Here is a 15,125-nt window from a genome sequence, read left to right as displayed (position 1 = left end):
GAACGCGCTTTCTCCCCCTCCGACCACCGCGGTCGGACGCCGTTGTCCACAGGCGTGCCGCTCCCCCACCTCCGCCGTGCTCTCCCGCCCCGGCTTCGCGCACCCCCGCGGGCCGACGGTCCGCGAGCGCCCCGTACGGTGGTGTCCGTGTACCGGTTTCTGCTGACGCCCCGTTGGTGGGGAATCAACGTCTTCGTGCTGCTGGCCATCCCCTTCTGCGTGTTCATGGGGTCATGGCAGCTGAGCCGGTTCGAGGCGCGCGTGGACGACCAGCGCCGGGCGGAGGCGCAGGCCACCTCGGCCCGTACGGAACCGGCCCGTCCGCTCGCCGAGCTGCTCCCCGTGGACAAGGAGACCTCCGGTCGCCGGGTCACGGCGCGCGGACAGTACGGTGAGCAGCTTCTCGTCCCCGACCGGCGGCTCGACGACCGGGAGGGCTTCTACGTCCTGACGCTGCTGCGCACCGACGGCGGCCGGACCCTGCCCGTCGTGCGCGGCTGGCTGCCCGGCACCGCGGACGCCGCGAAGGCCCCGGCCCCGCCGTCCGGCGAGGTCTCCGTCAGCGGCGCGCTCCAGGCCTCCGAGACTCCGGGCGACAACGGCGTGAGCGCCCGCGGCGGTCTCCCCGCCGGGCAGATCGCCGCGATCAGCTCGGCCTCGCTGGTCAACCTGGTCTCCGACGAGCTGTACGACGCCTGGGTCACGCTGAGCAGCGCCGACGGGGGCATGACCGCCGTACCGGCGAGCACGCCCACCGGGACCGGGCTGGACCTGAAGGCGTTCCAGAACCTGGGCTACACCGGCGAGTGGTTCGTGTTCGCCGGGTTCGTGGTGTTCATGTGGTTCCGGCTGCTGCGCCGCGAGGTGGAATTCGCGCGCGACGCCGCGCTGGGCATCTCCCCCGAGGGCGAGCCCGTCGCAGCGCCGGTGGCGGCAGCAGAGCCGGTGGGCGGCGCGCACGCCGCGTCCGACGCGCCCCCCGCAGGACCCCGTGCCGCGGATCAGGACGAGGCGAGCACGCCCGTCCGGTAGACGGTGCCCGCGCAGGCCTGTGCCACGGTGGCGCTGACCGTGGGCGATCCGCCGGGCGCGGTGTAGGTGACCAGGACGCTGCCGTCGGCCGAGCCGTCCGCGGGGAACAGCTGGGGCGCGGTGCCGGACGCGCCGTCGGTCGTGCCGCCCGCGCCCGCGCCGGGCTGCTCGCTCGGGGTGGGCTCCGGGGAGGACGTGGGGCCGCCGCCGTTGTCGCCGCCGCCGTCGCCGGGGCCGCCGGTGGTGGGGCAGGTCTCCGAGGGCACCCAGGCGAACCTGACGTCGTAGGCCGATCCGGGGGCGAGGGTCAGCTGGGCGACGTTGAGGGACGGGTCGGGCAGGCCCGCTGCGGCGTCGCCGGAGGCGTGGGTGCGGACGCCGATCTTGGCGGCGTCGGCGGCGCCCTGGGGCGTCGACGTCACGGAGACGTCGCCGCCGACGGTACAGCCGCTGTCGGAGACGTTGACGACGCGGAAGGTGCCGTAGACGATGCCTGCCGCGTCGGGGACCGCGACCGTGGCGCTGGAGTCGCCGAGCTGGGTGGCGGTGCAGGCCGACGCGGTGGGGGCGGCGGTGGCGGCGGGGCCGGTGCCGTCGGGGGAGCCGGACGGGCTGCCCGTGTCCGTGTCCTCGCCGGTGCGCTCCGGGTCGCCGGGGCGCTGTCCGCCGGAGTCGCCGGGCGGGGAGCCGATCCTGCCGGTGGAGGTGCCGTCGGGGTCCTTGAGGCCGTCGCCGCCGCCCTGGGTCTCGGAGGCCTGGCCCGCCATGGCGGGGTTGGCCTCGGAGCCGCCGGTGTTCGAGACGTGCAGCAGGGCGGGTACGGCGGTGCCGACCAGGAGGGCGGCGGCGGCCATGCCGACGACGGCCTGCCGTTTGCGGGCCCGGCGGGCGGGAACGGCCCGGCGCAGGTGGTCGAGCGTCCCGTCGCGGGGCTCCATCTCCTGGACCGCGTGGTGCAGCATGCGGCGCAGGGCCAGCTCGCCCGAGTCGAGCCCTTCGGGGCCCTGTCCGTCGAGGTGGTGGTTCACGGTTGCGTTCCCAGCGTGCGAGGGCTTCGGGTGGTGCTCGTGGCGGGACTCCGGCGCGGGATCGGACTCCGGCGCGGGGTCGCCACCGGGTCCGGGGTCGCTACGGGGTTCGGGGGCGGACTCGGACGCAGTCAGGGTCTCGAACCCGGCCTCGGGCTCGGACACCGGCCCGGACGAGGACTCGGACCCGGACTCGGGCTCCACCATCGCCCCGGCCCCGGCCTCCGGCTCGACGACCGGCGTCTCGCCCGCCGTACGTTCGTCTCCGTCCGTGGGGCCCGTCATGCCGGGGCCTCCATGGCGACGCGCAGGGCGGCTATGCCGCGGGAGCCGTAGGCCTTGACGGAGCCGAGGGATATGCCGAGGGTCTGGGCGACCTGGGCCTCGGTCATGTCGGCGAAGTAGCGCAGGACGAGGACCTCGCGCTGGCGGCGCTGGAGGCCCTTCATCGCCTTGATGAGGGAGTCGCGCTCCAGCAGGTCGTAGGCGCCCTCCTCCGCGCTGGCCATGTCCGGCATCGGCTTGGAGAGGAGCTTCAGGCCGAGGATGCGGCGGCGCAGGGCGGAGCGGGAGAGGTTGACGACGGTCTGGCGGAGGTAGGCGAGGGTCTTCTCGGGGTCGCGGACCCGCTTGCGGGCGGAGTGGACGCGGATGAAGGCCTCCTGGACGACGTCCTCGCAGGAGGCGGTGTCGTCGAGGAGGAGCGCGGCGAGACCGAGGAGCGAGCGGTAGTGCGCGCGGTAGGTCTCGGTGAGGTGGTCGACCGTGGTACCGGCGGCCACCGTCTCGTCGGTGTCACGCTGGCCGGGGATGCGGGTGGGACGCGCTGCGGGCATCGGCGCGATCACCGGCATGCCGCCGGGCGCACCGGGCACGCGGGGTCGGAGGGCGGCGCGGGGCGGCCGGAGGGCCGTGCCGCGGGTCGCCGGGAAGTCGAGTACCTCTGCCACGCCAGTTGGACACGCGTCCCCCCGCCGGGGTTGTACGGGCCGGCCGCCGGTTTTGCGGCGGTCGGCGAAACACCCGGCCGCGCCGGTGTGCCGGACGCCTGCGGCGCTCCGGCCGGCAGCGGCACCGACGGCGTCTCACATGCCCTCATGTGCACCGCTCTTCCCCTATTTCCCATCAGACGGGAGCATCCCGTACGCACGGGCGTCCCCACGCCCCGATCACGGCGTCCCCACGCCGGGACCGCACCCCTGCGGACCTCGGAGAGTGACCGCAAAGACGCTCCCCGCGCTCCGCGTGGTTGCGGAAGGGCGGGGAGCAAATCTTCAAACGCCAAAGGTGCCGGATACAAGTGTTTCCGGGGGTCGACCGGCTCACATCCGCTGCCGAAGATCCTACAAACGGTCCTGGCTCTGGCCAGCAATTTTCCGGCGGCGGACCGGCGTCACGTCAGGTCGGCCGCCACCAGCTCCGCGATCTGCGCGGTGTTGAGCGCCGCGCCCTTGCGGAGGTTGTCCCCGCACACGAAGAGGTCGAGCGCGGTCGGGTCGTCGAGGGCGCGGCGGACCCGGCCGACCCAGGTGGGGTCGGTGCCGACGACGTCGGCCGGGGTCGGGAACTCCCCCGCGGCCGGGTTGTCGAAGAGGACGACGCCGGGCGCGGTCGCGATGATCTCGCGGGCGCCGTCGACGGTGACCTCGTCCTGGAAGCGGGCGTGCACGGTCAGGGAGTGCACGGTGACCACCGGCACCCGGACGCAGGTGACGGCGACGGGCAGCCGGGGCAGGCCGAGGATCTTGCGGGTCTCGTCGCGGACCTCCATCTCCTCCGAGGACCAGCCGTCCTCGCGCAGCGACCCGGCCCACGGCACCACGTTCAGCGCCACCGGCTCCGGGAACGGCCCGGTCCGGTCGCCGACGGCCCGCCGTACGTCGCCGGGGTTGACGCCCAGCTCCGTACCGGCCACCAGGGACAGCTGCTCGCGCAGGGTCTCCACCCCGGCCCGGCCCGCGCCGCTGACCGCCTGGTACGAGGAGACGACCAGCTCGCGCAGGCCGAACTCGGCGTGCAGCGCGCCCAGCGCGACGATCATCGACAGGGTGGTGCAGTTCGGGTTGGCGACGATGCCGCGCGGCCGGGAGCGGACCGCGTGCGGGTTGACCTCGGGGACGACCAGCGGCACGTCCGGGTCCATCCGGAAGGCGCCGGAGTTGTCCACCACGACCGCGCCCATGGCGGCGGCGACCGGCGCCCAGTGGGCGGCGACCTCGTCGGGGACGTCGAACATGGCGACGTCGACGCCGTCGAAGGCCGCCTCGGTGAGCGCGGTCACCTCGACCTCCTCGCCGCGCACGGCCAGCTTGCGGCCGGCCGAGCGCGGGGAGGCGATCAGACGGATCTCGCCCCAGACGTCGGCGCGCTGGGACAGGATGCGCAGCATGACCGTGCCGACCGCCCCGGTCGCCCCCACGACCGCCAGCGTCGGCCGTACGGGCCGGGCGGTCATCGGCAGGTGCCTCCGTGCGGGGCGGTCATCGGCCGGTGCCTCCGTAGACGACGGCCTCGTCGCTGTCGGAGTCGAGGCCGAAGGCGGTGTGCACGGCGCGCACGGCCTCGGGGACGTCCTCGGCGCGGGTGACGACCGAGATGCGGATCTCGGAGGTCGAGATCAGCTCGATGTTCACGCCCGCGTCGGAGAGCGCCTTGAAGAAGTCGGCCGTGACACCCGGATTGGTCTTCATGCCCGCGCCGACCAGGGAGATCTTGCCGATCTGGTCGTCGTAGCGCAGGGAGTCGAAGCCGATGCCGCCCTTGTTCTTCTCCAGGGCGTCGATGGCCTTGCGGCCCTCGGACTTCGGCAGGGTGAAGGAGATGTCCGTGAGGCCGGTGGCGGCGGCGGACACGTTCTGCACGATCATGTCGATGTTGATCTCGGCGTCGGCGATCGTGCGGAAGATCGCGGCGGCCTCGCCCGGCTTGTCGGGCACGCCGACGACGGTCACCTTGGCCTCGGAGGTGTCGTGCGCGACACCGGAGATGATGGCCTGCTCCACCTGGCTGTCCCCTTGCTGGTCTGTCGGTCGGGCGAGTCGCTCGCTGCTGACCCACGTGCCCTGGAGTCCGCTGAACGACGAGCGGACGTGGATCGGGATGTCGTAGCGGCGCGCGTACTCCACACAGCGGTGGAGGAGGACCTTGGACCCGGACGCGGCCAGTTCGAGCATGTCCTCGAAGGCGATCCAGTCGATCTTGCGGGCCTTCTTCACCACGCGCGGGTCGGCGGTGAACACGCCGTCGACGTCGGTATAGATCTCGCAGACCTCGGCGTCGAGGGCGGCGGCCAGGGCCACCGCCGTGGTGTCGGAGCCGCCGCGGCCCAGCGTGGTGATGTCCTTGGTGTCCTGGCTGACGCCCTGGAACCCGGCGACGATGGCGATGTTGCCCTCGTTCAGCGAGTCGCTGATCCGGCCCGGCGTCACGTCGATGATCCGGGCTTTGTTGTGGACCGAGTCGGTGATGACTCCGGCCTGGCTGCCGGTGAAGCTCTGGGCGGAGTGGCCCAGGTTCTTGATGGCCATGGCCAGCAGGGCCATGGAGATCCGCTCCCCGGCGGTCAGCAGCATGTCGAGCTCGCGCCCGGCAGGGATCGGGGATACCTGCTCGGCGAGATCGATCAGCTCGTCCGTCGTGTCGCCCATCGCGGAAACGACGGCCACCACCTGGTGGCCGTTCTTCTTCGCTTCCACGATCCGCTTGGCGACGCGCTTGATGCCCTCGGCATCGGCTACGGAGGAGCCTCCGTACTTCTGCACGACAAGGCCCACGTGCGCTCCTCGCTCAGTTCGTCTTTTTCCGCACATACGCCCTTGTACTGCGGTCGGCTCAGTCTAACGAGCGCCCGCGCAGTGACCCCGGGGTATCGCATGGTGAGACCCCGGGGAGGCGGCGCGGGGCCGTCGTCCCGTCCAGGACCCTGCCCAGCGGAGCGCGGCTGAGGCTGTGACCTACGTTGCAGTCGCCCCGGCCGGGGCGGACCGCCGCACGGGCGCGCGCCGGAAGGTCAGGAGCGCGCCTCGCGCAGGCCGAGGGGGGTGCCGATCTCCTCGGCCATCACCCGGCCCGCCTCGAACTCCAGGGTGTCGTCGCCGATGCCCTGGTCGGTGTCGAGGCCGTCCAGCTCCTCCAGGGGCTGGTTGAGGCGGACGTGGGCGAGCACCGAGTGCAGGGCGCGCAGGGTGGCGGAGGCGGTGGAGCCCCAGTTGGAGAAGTAGGAGAACTGCCACCACCACAGGGCCTCGGTGGTGCGGCCCGCCCGGTAGTGGACCATGCCGTGCCGCAGGTCGGTGATGACGTCGGTGAGGTCGTCGGAGATCCGGGCCGGGACGGGCGCGGTGCGCGGCTCGTAGGGGTCGAAGACCTCGGAGTAGACGTCGATCGGCTCCAGCAGCCGGGCCAGGTTCTCCCGGAGGGCGTCCACGTCCGGCTCGGGGCCGGGATCGGGCTCGTAGCGCTCGTCCGGGACGATGTCCTCGTGCGCGCCGAGGCGGCCGCCGGCCAGCATCAGCTGGGAGACCTCCAGCAGCAGGAACGGCACGGCGGAGTCCGGCTCGTCGCCCTTGGCGACCTCGGCGACCGCGACCAGGAAGCTCTCGATCTGGTCGGCGATCTGGACCGCGAAGTCGTCCGGGTCCCGGTCGGTCGCGTGCAGCGTGGCGTCAGACATCTAGGAGTCGTCTCCCCTCGAAGGCGCGGCCGAGGGTGACCTCGTCCGCGTATTCCAGGTCGCCGCCCACCGGGAGGCCGCTGGCCAGGCGGGTGACCTTCAGGCCCATGGGCTTGATCATGCGGGCGAGGTAGGTGGCGGTCGCCTCGCCCTCCAGGTTGGGGTCGGTGGCGAGGATCAGCTCGGTGACCGTGCCGTCGGCCAGGCGGGCCAGGAGCTCCCGGATGCGCAGGTCGTCGGGGCCGACGCCCTCGATCGGGCTGATCGCGCCGCCCAGCACGTGGTACCGGCCGCGGAACTCGCGGGTGCGCTCGACCGCGACGACGTCCTTGGGCTCCTCGACGACGCAGATGACCGCGGGGTCGCGCCGGGGGTCGCGGCAGATGCCGCACAGCTCCTCCTGCGCCACGTTCCCGCAGGTCGCGCAGAAGCGGACCCTCGCCTTGACCTCCATGAGGGCCTGCGCGAGCCGCCGTACGTCCGTGGGTTCCGCCTGGAGGATGTGGAAGGCGATCCGCTGCGCGCTCTTGGGACCGACGCCGGGCAGCCGCCCGAGTTCGTCGATGAGGTCCTGGACCACGCCTTCGTACACCGGACCGCCGTCCTTCCTTGGTTCCTTGCCATACGTACGGTAGTTGGCCGCCGCCCGTCCTAGGAAGGCGGCGGGGTGACGTCCCGGTGACGGGCGCCGGAAGCGGCGGGGGCGGAGCGGGGCCCGAGCCGGGGCGGGCGCGGGAGGGCCGGTCCGGTCCGGGGGGTCAGAAGGGCAGGCCCGGAATGCCGCCGCCGAGGCCCTGGGCCAGCGGGCCGAGCTTCTGCTGCTGGAGGTTCTGCGCGTTCTCGTTGGCCGCCTGGACGGCCGCGATCACCAGGTCGGCGAGGGTCTCCGTGTCCTCCGGGTCGACCGCCTTCGGGTCGATCCTCAGCGCCCGCAGTTCGCCCGAGCCGGTCACCGTGGCCTTCACCAGGCCGCCGCCCGCCTGGCCGTCGACCTCGGTGTTCGCCAGCTCCTCCTGGGCGCGGGCGAGATCCTGCTGCATCTTCTGCGCCTGCTGGAGCAGCTGCTGCATGTTGGGCTGGCCACCACCGGGAATCACGATCAGCTCCTCCTCCGCGTACGGGGTTCTCCCGCTCGGCACGAGCCTACGTGGTCTGTGCGGGTGTCGCCCCAGCACTCTTTCGAGTGAGTCTTGTGCGCGGTCTATACCTGATCAAGGCCCACTTCCGGGCGGAAAGGAGACGAAACCTTCCTCTTCGCCACCCATTGGGAGGTAGGAAAGGGGCGGCGCACGCGCAGCACGCGCCACGGCGTCACACGACGTGAGCGGCCGGTCGGGGTGATCAGTGGTGATCCGTGGTGATCAGTAGGGAGTGCCGGGTGGGTCAGCAGCCGGAGATGCAGCCCGGGGGGCCGCCTCAGGACGAGCGGGGCGAGGGCGCGTCGGGCCTGCGGCCGGACGACCTGACCGGGCGGGCGTTCCCGCTCGGGGACTGGGGCGAGCCCGCCGAGCGGCTGGACGAGCTGTACCGGTGGGTGGAGCGGGGGGCGCTGGAGACGGCGTCCTGGTACCTCGCCGACCGGGTGTGGAAGCGGCGCGGCGCGCGGGCCCTGCGGGGCGGGGCGGCGGCGGGCGCGGTGTGCGGGGCGGCGCTGCCGCTGCTGGACCTCACTCGCGTGCTGGGCGGGGTCGCGCCCTGGGGGTACCTGGCGCTGCTGCTGGCCGTGGCGTGCGTGGGTGTGGACCGGTTCTTCGGGGTGACGTCCGGGTGGATGCGGGACGTGGCGACGGCGCAGGCGGTGCAGCGGCGGTTGCAGGTGCTCCAGTTCGACTGGGCGTCGGAGAGCGTGCGGGAGGTGCTGGGCCCCGCCGACGGGACGGCGAGCGAGGCCGCGGACCGGTGCCTGGCCGTGCTGCGGCGGTTCTCGGAGGACGTGACGGAGCTGGTGCGGGTGGAGACGGCGGACTGGATGGTGTCGTTCCGTACGGGGTCGGCGCCGATGGGGTTGCAGGGGGTGGTGGTCTCCTCCGGCGGGCGCGGTGAGGCGGGGTCCGGGGCGGGGCGGTTCCCCATGCCGCCGGGGGCGCCGGCACGGCCGAACATGCCTCGGCAGCGGCCGCCTGAGCCTCGATGAGGTGACGCTGCGCTGGGCTGGGGGCTGGGGGGGTTGTGCTTGCCGTCACGGTGTTTGCCCACCCACCCGCCCGTCTCGGTTTCTTGAAACGTCCGGGTCCAGGGTCGGCCACCGCCGCGTCGGCCTGTCGGCTCGCGGGGTTGCGCTCACTGTCACGGTGATTGCCCACCCACCCGCCCGTCTCGGTTTCTTGAGACGTTCGGGTCGGAGGTCGGCCACCGCCGCGTCGGCCTGTCCGCTCGCGGAGTTGCGCTCACCGTCACGGCGATGGCCCACCCACCCGCCCGTCTCGGTTTCTTGAGATGTTCGGGTTCCTAGGTTCGTCTCAGTCCGCGATGTGGAGGGCTCGTGGTCCGCCGTCGTGGGGTCAGCGCTTCGTGTAGGTGAGTTTTTCGCCGGTCGACGGGTTGAGGCGTTGGAGGCGGCCGTCGGGGAGGAGGGTGACCTCGGTGGGGTCGCCGGGGGTGCAGGAGGTGCGGGGTTCGCCGGTGGTGACGGTGGAGGGGCCGAGTTCGAGGGGGCCGTCGTCGCCGGGGCGGCGGGTGAGTTCGGCGGTGAACTCGCAGTGGTAGCTGTCCCCGTCGGCGATCAGCTTCAGGACCGTGTCGCCGACCTCGCCCTGGGCGAGGGTGAGCCGGCGGGTGTCGGTGCCTGCCTCGTTGTCGATCGTGGTGGTCCAGGTGCCGAGGTACCCGGCGGGGATGGTGCCCGTGGAGGGCGACGGGGACGGGGACGACGAGGGGGACGGTGCCTCGGACGTGGACCCGGAGGGGTCCGGGGCGGACGCGGACCGGGTCGGTTCGGGGCCCGCGGTGGAGGAGTCGTCGCCGTTCATGAGGGCGTACACCGAGCCGCCCGCCGCGAGCGCGACGACCACGCCGACCGCGACGAGCAGCGCGGTGGCCCGGCGGGAGCGGCGCGGCTCCTCCTCCGGCTCGTCGGGGCCGTACCTCTCGGGGCCATACGCCTCGGGGCCGTATCCGGCGGGGGCGGGGCCGAAGCCGCCCTGGTCGTAGCCGCCCCGGTCGTGGCCGCCGCTGTCCTGGCCGGGTACGCGGGGGACGGGGGCGGTCGGCTGTGCGCCGTACGGGTCGTAGGGGGTGGCCTGGGGGTACGGGGGCCCGGCGCTGTAGGGGTTGTGGGGGCGGTAGGGGCCGGGGGCGGGCTGCGGGTGCTGCTGGGGGTGGCCGTAGGCGGGGTGCGGCGGGGCGTGCGTGGGGGCGCCCGCGACGAGGGTGGGGTGGCGGCCGTCGGCGCCGCGCGGCCCCGAGTGCTGGGGGGCGGCCTCGGCGCCACCGGGGTCCCCCGGCCCTTCGGGGTTCTCGGTCTCCAGCAGCCGTACGGCGTGCCGTCCGAGCTGGGCGACGAGGGTGCCCGGCAGCCAGGGGTCGCGGGAGCGGCCCTCGGCGACGGTGTCCTCGGCGCCGGTGCGCTCCAGGATCCAGTCGAGGGCGGGCCGGGCGGCGGGGTCCTTGCGCAGGCAGGCCCGGACCAGGTCGGCGACGCCTTCGGGCAGGCCCGCGAGGTCGGGTTCCTCCTCGGCTATCCGGAAGAGCAGGGCGTGCACGCCCTGGGTCTCGGCGGAGCCGAAGGGGAGGGCGCCGGTGGCGGCGTAGTAGAGGACCGAGCCGAGGCAGAAGATGTCGCAGGCGGGGGTGATGCGTTCGCCGCGGACCTGCTCGGGGGCCATGAAGCCGGGCGAGCCGACGACGGCGCCGGTCTGGGTGAGGTTCTGGTCGACGGTGCGGTCGCCGAGCCGGGTGAGGCCCGCGTCGCCGCTCAGGGTCTCCAGGGCGCGGGCCACGCCGAAGTCGATGACGCGGGGGCCCTCGATGGTGACCATCACGTTGGACGGCTTGAGGTCGCGGTGGACGATCCCGGCGGCGTGGATGTTGGTGAGGGCGTGCGCGAGCCCGGCGGCGAGGATGCGTACCGACCGTTCGGGGAGGGGGCCGTGGTCCTCGCCGACGACCTGCTGGAGGCTGGGTCCGGCGACGTAGCCGGTGGCGACCCAGGGCACGGCGGCCTCGGTGTCGGCGTCCAGCACGGGCGCGGTCCAGAAGCCGCCGACCCGCTGGGCGTTGCGGACCTCCTGCCGGAAGCGGGCGCGGAACTCCTCGCGGGCGGCCAGCTCGGTGCGTACCAGCTTCACGGCGACGGTGCGGCCGCGGTCGGAACGGGCGAGGTAGACCTGGCCCATCCCGCCTGCTCCGAGCCGTCCGAGCAGGCGGTAGCCGCCGATGCGCTGCGGATCTCCCGGTCCCAGTTTCTCCATGGCAGCGCCGCCTTTCCCCCACAGGTGCGATCGAGCCGAGGATAAACCGGCCATTCGGGGAGTCGCTCGGAGTCCTGTCTACGGTTCCGTAACGGCCGGGGCGGGGGGACCGAGCCGCTCCAGGACGTCCGCGAGCCGTTCGAGCGCCCGTACGGCCTCGACCAGCTCTTTCTCGCCGTACGCCGTCGCGAGCCGGTCGGCGAACGCGGCGTGCCCGGGGTCGATGCGGGCGACGGCCGCGCGGCCCGCCGCGGTCGGCGCGAGGAGTTTGGCGCGGCGGTGGGCGGGGTTGGGCCGGTACGCGGCGAGGCCGTCGGCGACCAGCAGGTCGGCGATCCGCTGCACGCTCTGCCGGGTGATGCCCATGGCGCGGGCGACCCCGGCGACGGGCAGCGGCGCGGGCAGCACCGCGCCGAGCACCTGCCAGCGGGCGGCGGTCAGCGCGGCGGGGCGGGCCAGTTCCTCCGCGACGGCGAGGAACTGACCGTTCAGCCGGAAGACGCCGAGGGCGCCGCGGCTGAGGAGGTCCTGCCGCGCCTCCCCGGACGGGCGGGAGACGTCCGCGGGCGCGTCCCCGGAATCGGGCGGTCCGGCCCGCTCGGCGTCCCTGGGCGCCCCCGCACCCTCGGCGCCCCCGGTCGGTCCGGACCCGTCGGCGGGCCGCCCGTGCCGCTCGCTCACAGCGCCCCGGCCTTCGCCAGCACGCCGTACGCCTCGGGGTCGGAGTCGTGGAAGAGGCGGAACCAGGCGTCGAGGACCTCGCCCTCGTACACGCCGAGCAGGCCGAGGATCTCGCGGGCGAAGGCGACGGGGTCGGTGGGACCGGCGGTGACCAGGCCGTCGTCGGTGACGGCGTCGGTGTCGACGTAGCGGTCGCCGCCCGCGTAGCCGGTGGCGGCCAGGTAGAAGGAGACGGCGCCGGTGTGGGCGCGGGTGTCGAGCAGGCCCTCGCGGGCGAGTCCGGCGGTGGCGCCGCAGATCGCGGCGACGGGGGTCCCGGCGTCGAGGAAGGCGCGGGCCGCGCGGGCGAAGGGGGCGAGGTCGTCGCCGGTGTCCCAGCGGTCGGCGCCCGGCAGGATCAGCAGCGCCGCGTCCTCGGGCCGTACGGCGTCCAGGGCCAGGTCGGGCAGGACGCGCAGGCCGCCGATGCTGGTCACCGGGTCGGTGGTGGCGCCGACCGTGCGGATCTCGTACCCGGCGCGGGCGAGGTGGGCGGTGGCGTGGCCGGTCTCCCAGTCGGCGAAGGTGTCGTAGACCGCGAGGTGGACGACACGGCGGCCGGACGGGGTGGCCTCGCCGGCCGGGGTGCCGGCGGGGGTGGTGGTGTCGCTCATGGTCGGCTCCTTCTGACGGGACCTGTGGCGAGGTGCGTCGCCGCTCGGGTTCTCCGGGCCGTTCGTTCGCCCTTATGACAGCATCCTGTCGTTTCGACAGCTTGCTGTCAATAGCGGGGCGTGCGCCGGTGCCCAGCGGTCCGTCCGCCGGGGACTCCCGACAACCTGTCGCGGAAAGCCCGCGGTCCCCGGACAGGACGCCGATATCGCCCCCGCCGCACGGGCCTCTACCCTCGGCCGCATGACCCCTCAGCCCCAGCCCCAGGCCGGCGCCGCCGTGAAGGCCGCGGACCGCGCGCACGTCTTCCACTCCTGGTCCGCGCAGGAACTCATCGACCCGCTCGCCGTGGCCGGCGCCGAGGGGTCGTACTTCTGGGACTACGACGGCAAGCGCTACCTCGACCTCACCAGCGGGCTCGTCTACACGAACATCGGCTACCAGCACCCGAAGGTCGTCGCCGCGATCCAGGAGCAGGCGGCGCGGATGACGACGTTCGCGCCCGCCTTCGCCGTCGAGGCGCGCTCCGAGGCGGCCCGGCTGATCGCCGAGCGGACCCCCGGCGACCTCGACAAGATCTTCTTCACCAACGGCGGCGCCGACGCCATCGAGCACGCGGTGCGCATGGCCCGGCTGCACACCGGCCGCGCCAAGGTGCTGACGGCGTACCGCTCGTACCACGGCGGCACCCAGCAGGCGATCAACCTGACCGGTGACCCGCGCCGCTGGGCCTCCGACTCGGCCTCCGCCGGGGTCGTCCACTTCTGGGCGCCGTTCCTCTACCGCTCGCGCTTCTACGCCGAGACCGAGGAGCAGGAGTGCGCGCGGGCGCTGGAGCACCTGGAGACGACGATCGCCTTCGAGGGGCCCGCGACCGTCGCCGCGATCGTGCTGGAGACGATCCCCGGCACGGCCGGGATCATGGTGCCGCCGCCGGGCTATCTGGCCGGGGTCCGCGAGATCTGCGACAAGTACGGCATCGTCTTCGTGCTGGACGAGGTCATGGCCGGGTTCGGGCGGACCGGCGAGTGGTTCGCGGCCGACCTCTTCGACGTCGTGCCCGACCTGATGACCTTCGCCAAGGGCGTCAACAGCGGCTACGTGCCGCTCGGCGGCGTCGCCATCTCCGGCGCGATCGCCGAGACCTTCGGCAAGCGGCCCTACCCCGGCGGCCTCACCTACTCCGGGCACCCGCTGGCCTGCGCCGCGGCCGTCGCGACGATCGGCGTCATGGCGGAGGAGGGCGTCGTCGAGAACGCCCGCACCCTGGGCGCGACCGTCGTGGAGCCGGGGCTGCGCGAGCTGGCCGCCCGCCACCCGAGCGTCGGCGAGGTGCGCGGCACCGGCATGTTCTGGGCGCTGGACCTCGTCCGCGACCGGGAGACGCGGGAGCCGCTGGTGCCGTACAACGCCGCCGGTGAGGCGAACGCGCCGATGGCCGCGTTCGGCGCCGCCGCGAAGAAGGCCGGGATCTGGCCCTTCGTGAACATGAACCGCACCCACTTCGTGCCGCCGTGCAACGTCAGCGAGTCCGAGGTCAAGGAGGGCCTCGCGGCGCTGGACTCGGCGCTGTCGGTGGCCGACGAGTACACCGTCTAGGACGGCCACGCACACCGTCCACGACGACCGCGTACGCCGTCCAGGACGACCGCGTCCGCCGTCGGGGACGGGCAGGTGCACGGTCCGCAGCGCCCGCCCGTGCCCCGCGGCGGCCTGTCCGGACCGCCCGTCCGGACAGGTTTCCCGCACCCGGCCGGGTGTTCGTCGAACGCGTAAGGTGGCGTGCCCGTACATATCGACGAGCACGCCACCGGCCGATGTGCGCGCGCCGTCCCGTCCCCGGGCCCGCGCGCCACGGCCTCCGTACGACGAGGGAGACGTCCCGACCATGCCCGGACGCAGCGGCCACGGCGCGGTGACCCGCAGCACCCTGCGGCAGCAGATCGCCGACGCGCTGCGCGACGAGGTCCTCGCGGGACGGCTCCAGGCGGGCCGGGAGTTCACCGTCAAGGAGATCGCGGAGCAGTACGGCGTCTCGGCGACCCCCGTCCGCGAGGCCCTGGTGGACCTGTCCGCGCAGGGGCTGCTGGAGGCCGACCAGCACCGCGGGTTCCGGGTGCACGAGTACAGCGTCGAGGACTTCCGGGGGATGGTCGAGGCGCGGCGGCTGATCACCGAGGGCATGTTCCTCGCCCTGGACGACGGCCGGCAGCCTTACCAGGACCTCACCGACCCGCGGGTCGCCGCCGCCGTGGCGGGGGTGCGCCGACGCGGCGAGGAGGCCCAGCGGGCGGCCACCGCCGGGGACCTCACCGTGCTGATCGGCTACGACCTGCGGTTCTGGCGGGAGTTGAGCGCCCTGTTCGGCAACCCCTACCTCACCGACTTCCTGCACCGGCTGCGGGTGCAGACCTGGGTCTGCCTGGTGCAGCATCTGCGGGTGCTGCACGAGGTCCGCGGCCACCTGTGGTCCGGCCACACCGAACTGGTCGAGGCGCTGTATGTCCGCGACACGTCGACCGCGCGCCGGATCATCGACGCGTACAACGCGCACTCGGTCGCGCTGATCGAGCGGCTGGCGGCCCGGTGACGGCGCGGGACCCCCGCGCCCCCGCCCCCGCTCCCGCCCCGCCAGCGACCCCAGTGGTCCCC

At 73.8% G+C, this 15,125-nt stretch carries 14 protein-coding genes; 4 read left to right on the top strand and 10 right to left on the bottom strand.

Annotated elements, in window-relative coordinates; genetic code table 11:
• Window positions 1–147 precede the first annotated feature (147 nt).
• Window positions 148–1,032 (top strand): SURF1 family protein, encoded by an 885-nt coding sequence (locus tag ACIQPQ_RS32125; RefSeq protein ID WP_401310948.1) that lies wholly within the window; start codon window positions 148–150, stop codon window positions 1,030–1,032.
• Here the strand turns inward: ACIQPQ_RS32125 and ACIQPQ_RS32120 are convergent.
• The 7 genes from ACIQPQ_RS32120 to ACIQPQ_RS32090 form a co-directional block, all read right to left on the bottom strand.
• Entirely contained in the window at window positions 1,002–2,345 is a 1,344-nt protein-coding gene (locus tag ACIQPQ_RS32120; RefSeq protein WP_401310945.1) for a hypothetical protein, read from the bottom strand. The genes ACIQPQ_RS32125 and ACIQPQ_RS32120 overlap by 31 nt on opposite strands.
• The gene (locus ACIQPQ_RS32115) at window positions 2,342–3,010 is read right to left on the bottom strand and encodes a SigE family RNA polymerase sigma factor (RefSeq protein WP_383780514.1); all 669 of its coding nucleotides are present in this window, start codon (window positions 3,008–3,010) and stop codon (window positions 2,342–2,344) included. The genes ACIQPQ_RS32120 and ACIQPQ_RS32115 overlap by 4 nt, the downstream gene beginning before the upstream one ends.
• Before the next feature lie 443 nt (window positions 3,011–3,453).
• Complete coding sequence (locus ACIQPQ_RS32110; protein WP_401310942.1) at window positions 3,454–4,515, bottom strand: aspartate-semialdehyde dehydrogenase; 1,062 nt, start codon at window positions 4,513–4,515, stop codon at window positions 3,454–3,456.
• Between the two features lie 25 nt (window positions 4,516–4,540).
• Complete coding sequence (locus tag ACIQPQ_RS32105; protein ID WP_383780510.1) at window positions 4,541–5,833, bottom strand: aspartate kinase; 1,293 nt, start codon at window positions 5,831–5,833, stop codon at window positions 4,541–4,543.
• A gap of 236 nt (window positions 5,834–6,069) precedes the next feature.
• Window positions 6,070–6,732, bottom strand: coding sequence for a DUF5063 domain-containing protein (locus tag ACIQPQ_RS32100; RefSeq protein ID WP_401310938.1), 663 nt, complete (start codon window positions 6,730–6,732; stop codon window positions 6,070–6,072).
• Entirely contained in the window at window positions 6,725–7,324 is a 600-nt protein-coding gene (gene recR / locus ACIQPQ_RS32095; RefSeq protein WP_401310935.1) for a recombination mediator RecR, read from the bottom strand. The genes ACIQPQ_RS32100 and recR overlap by 8 nt, the downstream gene beginning before the upstream one ends.
• A 166-nt stretch (window positions 7,325–7,490) precedes the next feature.
• Window positions 7,491–7,829, bottom strand: a complete 339-nt coding sequence (locus tag ACIQPQ_RS32090) for a YbaB/EbfC family nucleoid-associated protein (RefSeq protein ID WP_401311341.1) — start codon at window positions 7,827–7,829, stop codon at window positions 7,491–7,493.
• A gap of 299 nt (window positions 7,830–8,128) precedes the next feature.
• Between ACIQPQ_RS32090 and ACIQPQ_RS32085 the strand changes: the two genes are divergently transcribed.
• Window positions 8,129–8,866: an SLATT domain-containing protein gene (locus ACIQPQ_RS32085; RefSeq protein WP_383780547.1), complete on the top strand. Its 738-nt coding sequence runs from the start codon at window positions 8,129–8,131 to the stop codon at window positions 8,864–8,866.
• 367 nt (window positions 8,867–9,233) lie between these two features.
• On the opposite strand, the gene ACIQPQ_RS32080 is transcribed toward ACIQPQ_RS32085, so the two are convergent.
• The 3 genes from ACIQPQ_RS32080 to ACIQPQ_RS32070 all read right to left on the bottom strand — a co-directional run bounded on the left by ACIQPQ_RS32080 (window position 9,234) and on the right by ACIQPQ_RS32070 (window position 12,475).
• Window positions 9,234–11,141 (bottom strand): protein kinase, encoded by a 1,908-nt coding sequence (locus ACIQPQ_RS32080; protein WP_401310932.1) that lies wholly within the window; start codon window positions 11,139–11,141, stop codon window positions 9,234–9,236.
• 78 nt (window positions 11,142–11,219) lie between these two features.
• The gene (locus ACIQPQ_RS32075) at window positions 11,220–11,633 is read right to left on the bottom strand and encodes a MarR family winged helix-turn-helix transcriptional regulator (protein WP_383780545.1); all 414 of its coding nucleotides are present in this window, start codon (window positions 11,631–11,633) and stop codon (window positions 11,220–11,222) included.
• Between the two features lie 185 nt (window positions 11,634–11,818).
• Window positions 11,819–12,475, bottom strand: a complete 657-nt coding sequence (locus tag ACIQPQ_RS32070) for a DJ-1/PfpI family protein (RefSeq protein ID WP_401310929.1) — start codon at window positions 12,473–12,475, stop codon at window positions 11,819–11,821.
• Between the two features lie 241 nt (window positions 12,476–12,716).
• On the opposite strand from ACIQPQ_RS32070, the gene ACIQPQ_RS32065 reads away from it, so the two are divergent.
• Window positions 12,717–14,072, top strand: coding sequence for an aspartate aminotransferase family protein (locus ACIQPQ_RS32065; protein ID WP_383780498.1), 1,356 nt, complete (start codon window positions 12,717–12,719; stop codon window positions 14,070–14,072).
• A 289-nt stretch (window positions 14,073–14,361) separates the two neighbouring features.
• Window positions 14,362–15,063 (top strand): GntR family transcriptional regulator, encoded by a 702-nt coding sequence (locus ACIQPQ_RS32060; RefSeq protein WP_401310926.1) that lies wholly within the window; start codon window positions 14,362–14,364, stop codon window positions 15,061–15,063.
• Window positions 15,064–15,125 lie beyond the last annotated feature (62 nt).

Source organism: Streptomyces sp. NPDC091281 (assembly GCF_044757425.1).
Classification (GTDB): Bacteria; Actinomycetota; Actinomycetes; order Streptomycetales; family Streptomycetaceae; genus Streptomyces.
Note: the sequence above shows the minus strand (reverse complement) of the source record. Positions and strands in the feature narration are given on the sequence as shown.

Coding starts and splice junctions, on each gene's coding strand:
- ACIQPQ_RS32120 (WP_401310945.1), bottom strand. CDS start 2,345: ATGACGGGCCCCACGGACGGAGACGAACGTACGGCGGGCGAGACGCCG.
- ACIQPQ_RS32110 (WP_401310942.1), bottom strand. CDS start 4,515: ATGACCGCCCGGCCCGTACGGCCGACGCTGGCGGTCGTGGGGGCGACC.
- ACIQPQ_RS32100 (WP_401310938.1), bottom strand. CDS start 6,732: ATGTCTGACGCCACGCTGCACGCGACCGACCGGGACCCGGACGACTTC.
- ACIQPQ_RS32085 (WP_383780547.1), top strand. CDS start 8,129: ATGCAGCCCGGGGGGCCGCCTCAGGACGAGCGGGGCGAGGGCGCGTCG.
- ACIQPQ_RS32080 (WP_401310932.1), bottom strand. CDS start 11,141: ATGGAGAAACTGGGACCGGGAGATCCGCAGCGCATCGGCGGCTACCGC.
- ACIQPQ_RS32070 (WP_401310929.1), bottom strand. CDS start 12,475: ATGAGCGACACCACCACCCCCGCCGGCACCCCGGCCGGCGAGGCCACC.
- ACIQPQ_RS32065 (WP_383780498.1), top strand. CDS start 12,717: ATGACCCCTCAGCCCCAGCCCCAGGCCGGCGCCGCCGTGAAGGCCGCG.
- ACIQPQ_RS32060 (WP_401310926.1), top strand. CDS start 14,362: ATGCCCGGACGCAGCGGCCACGGCGCGGTGACCCGCAGCACCCTGCGG.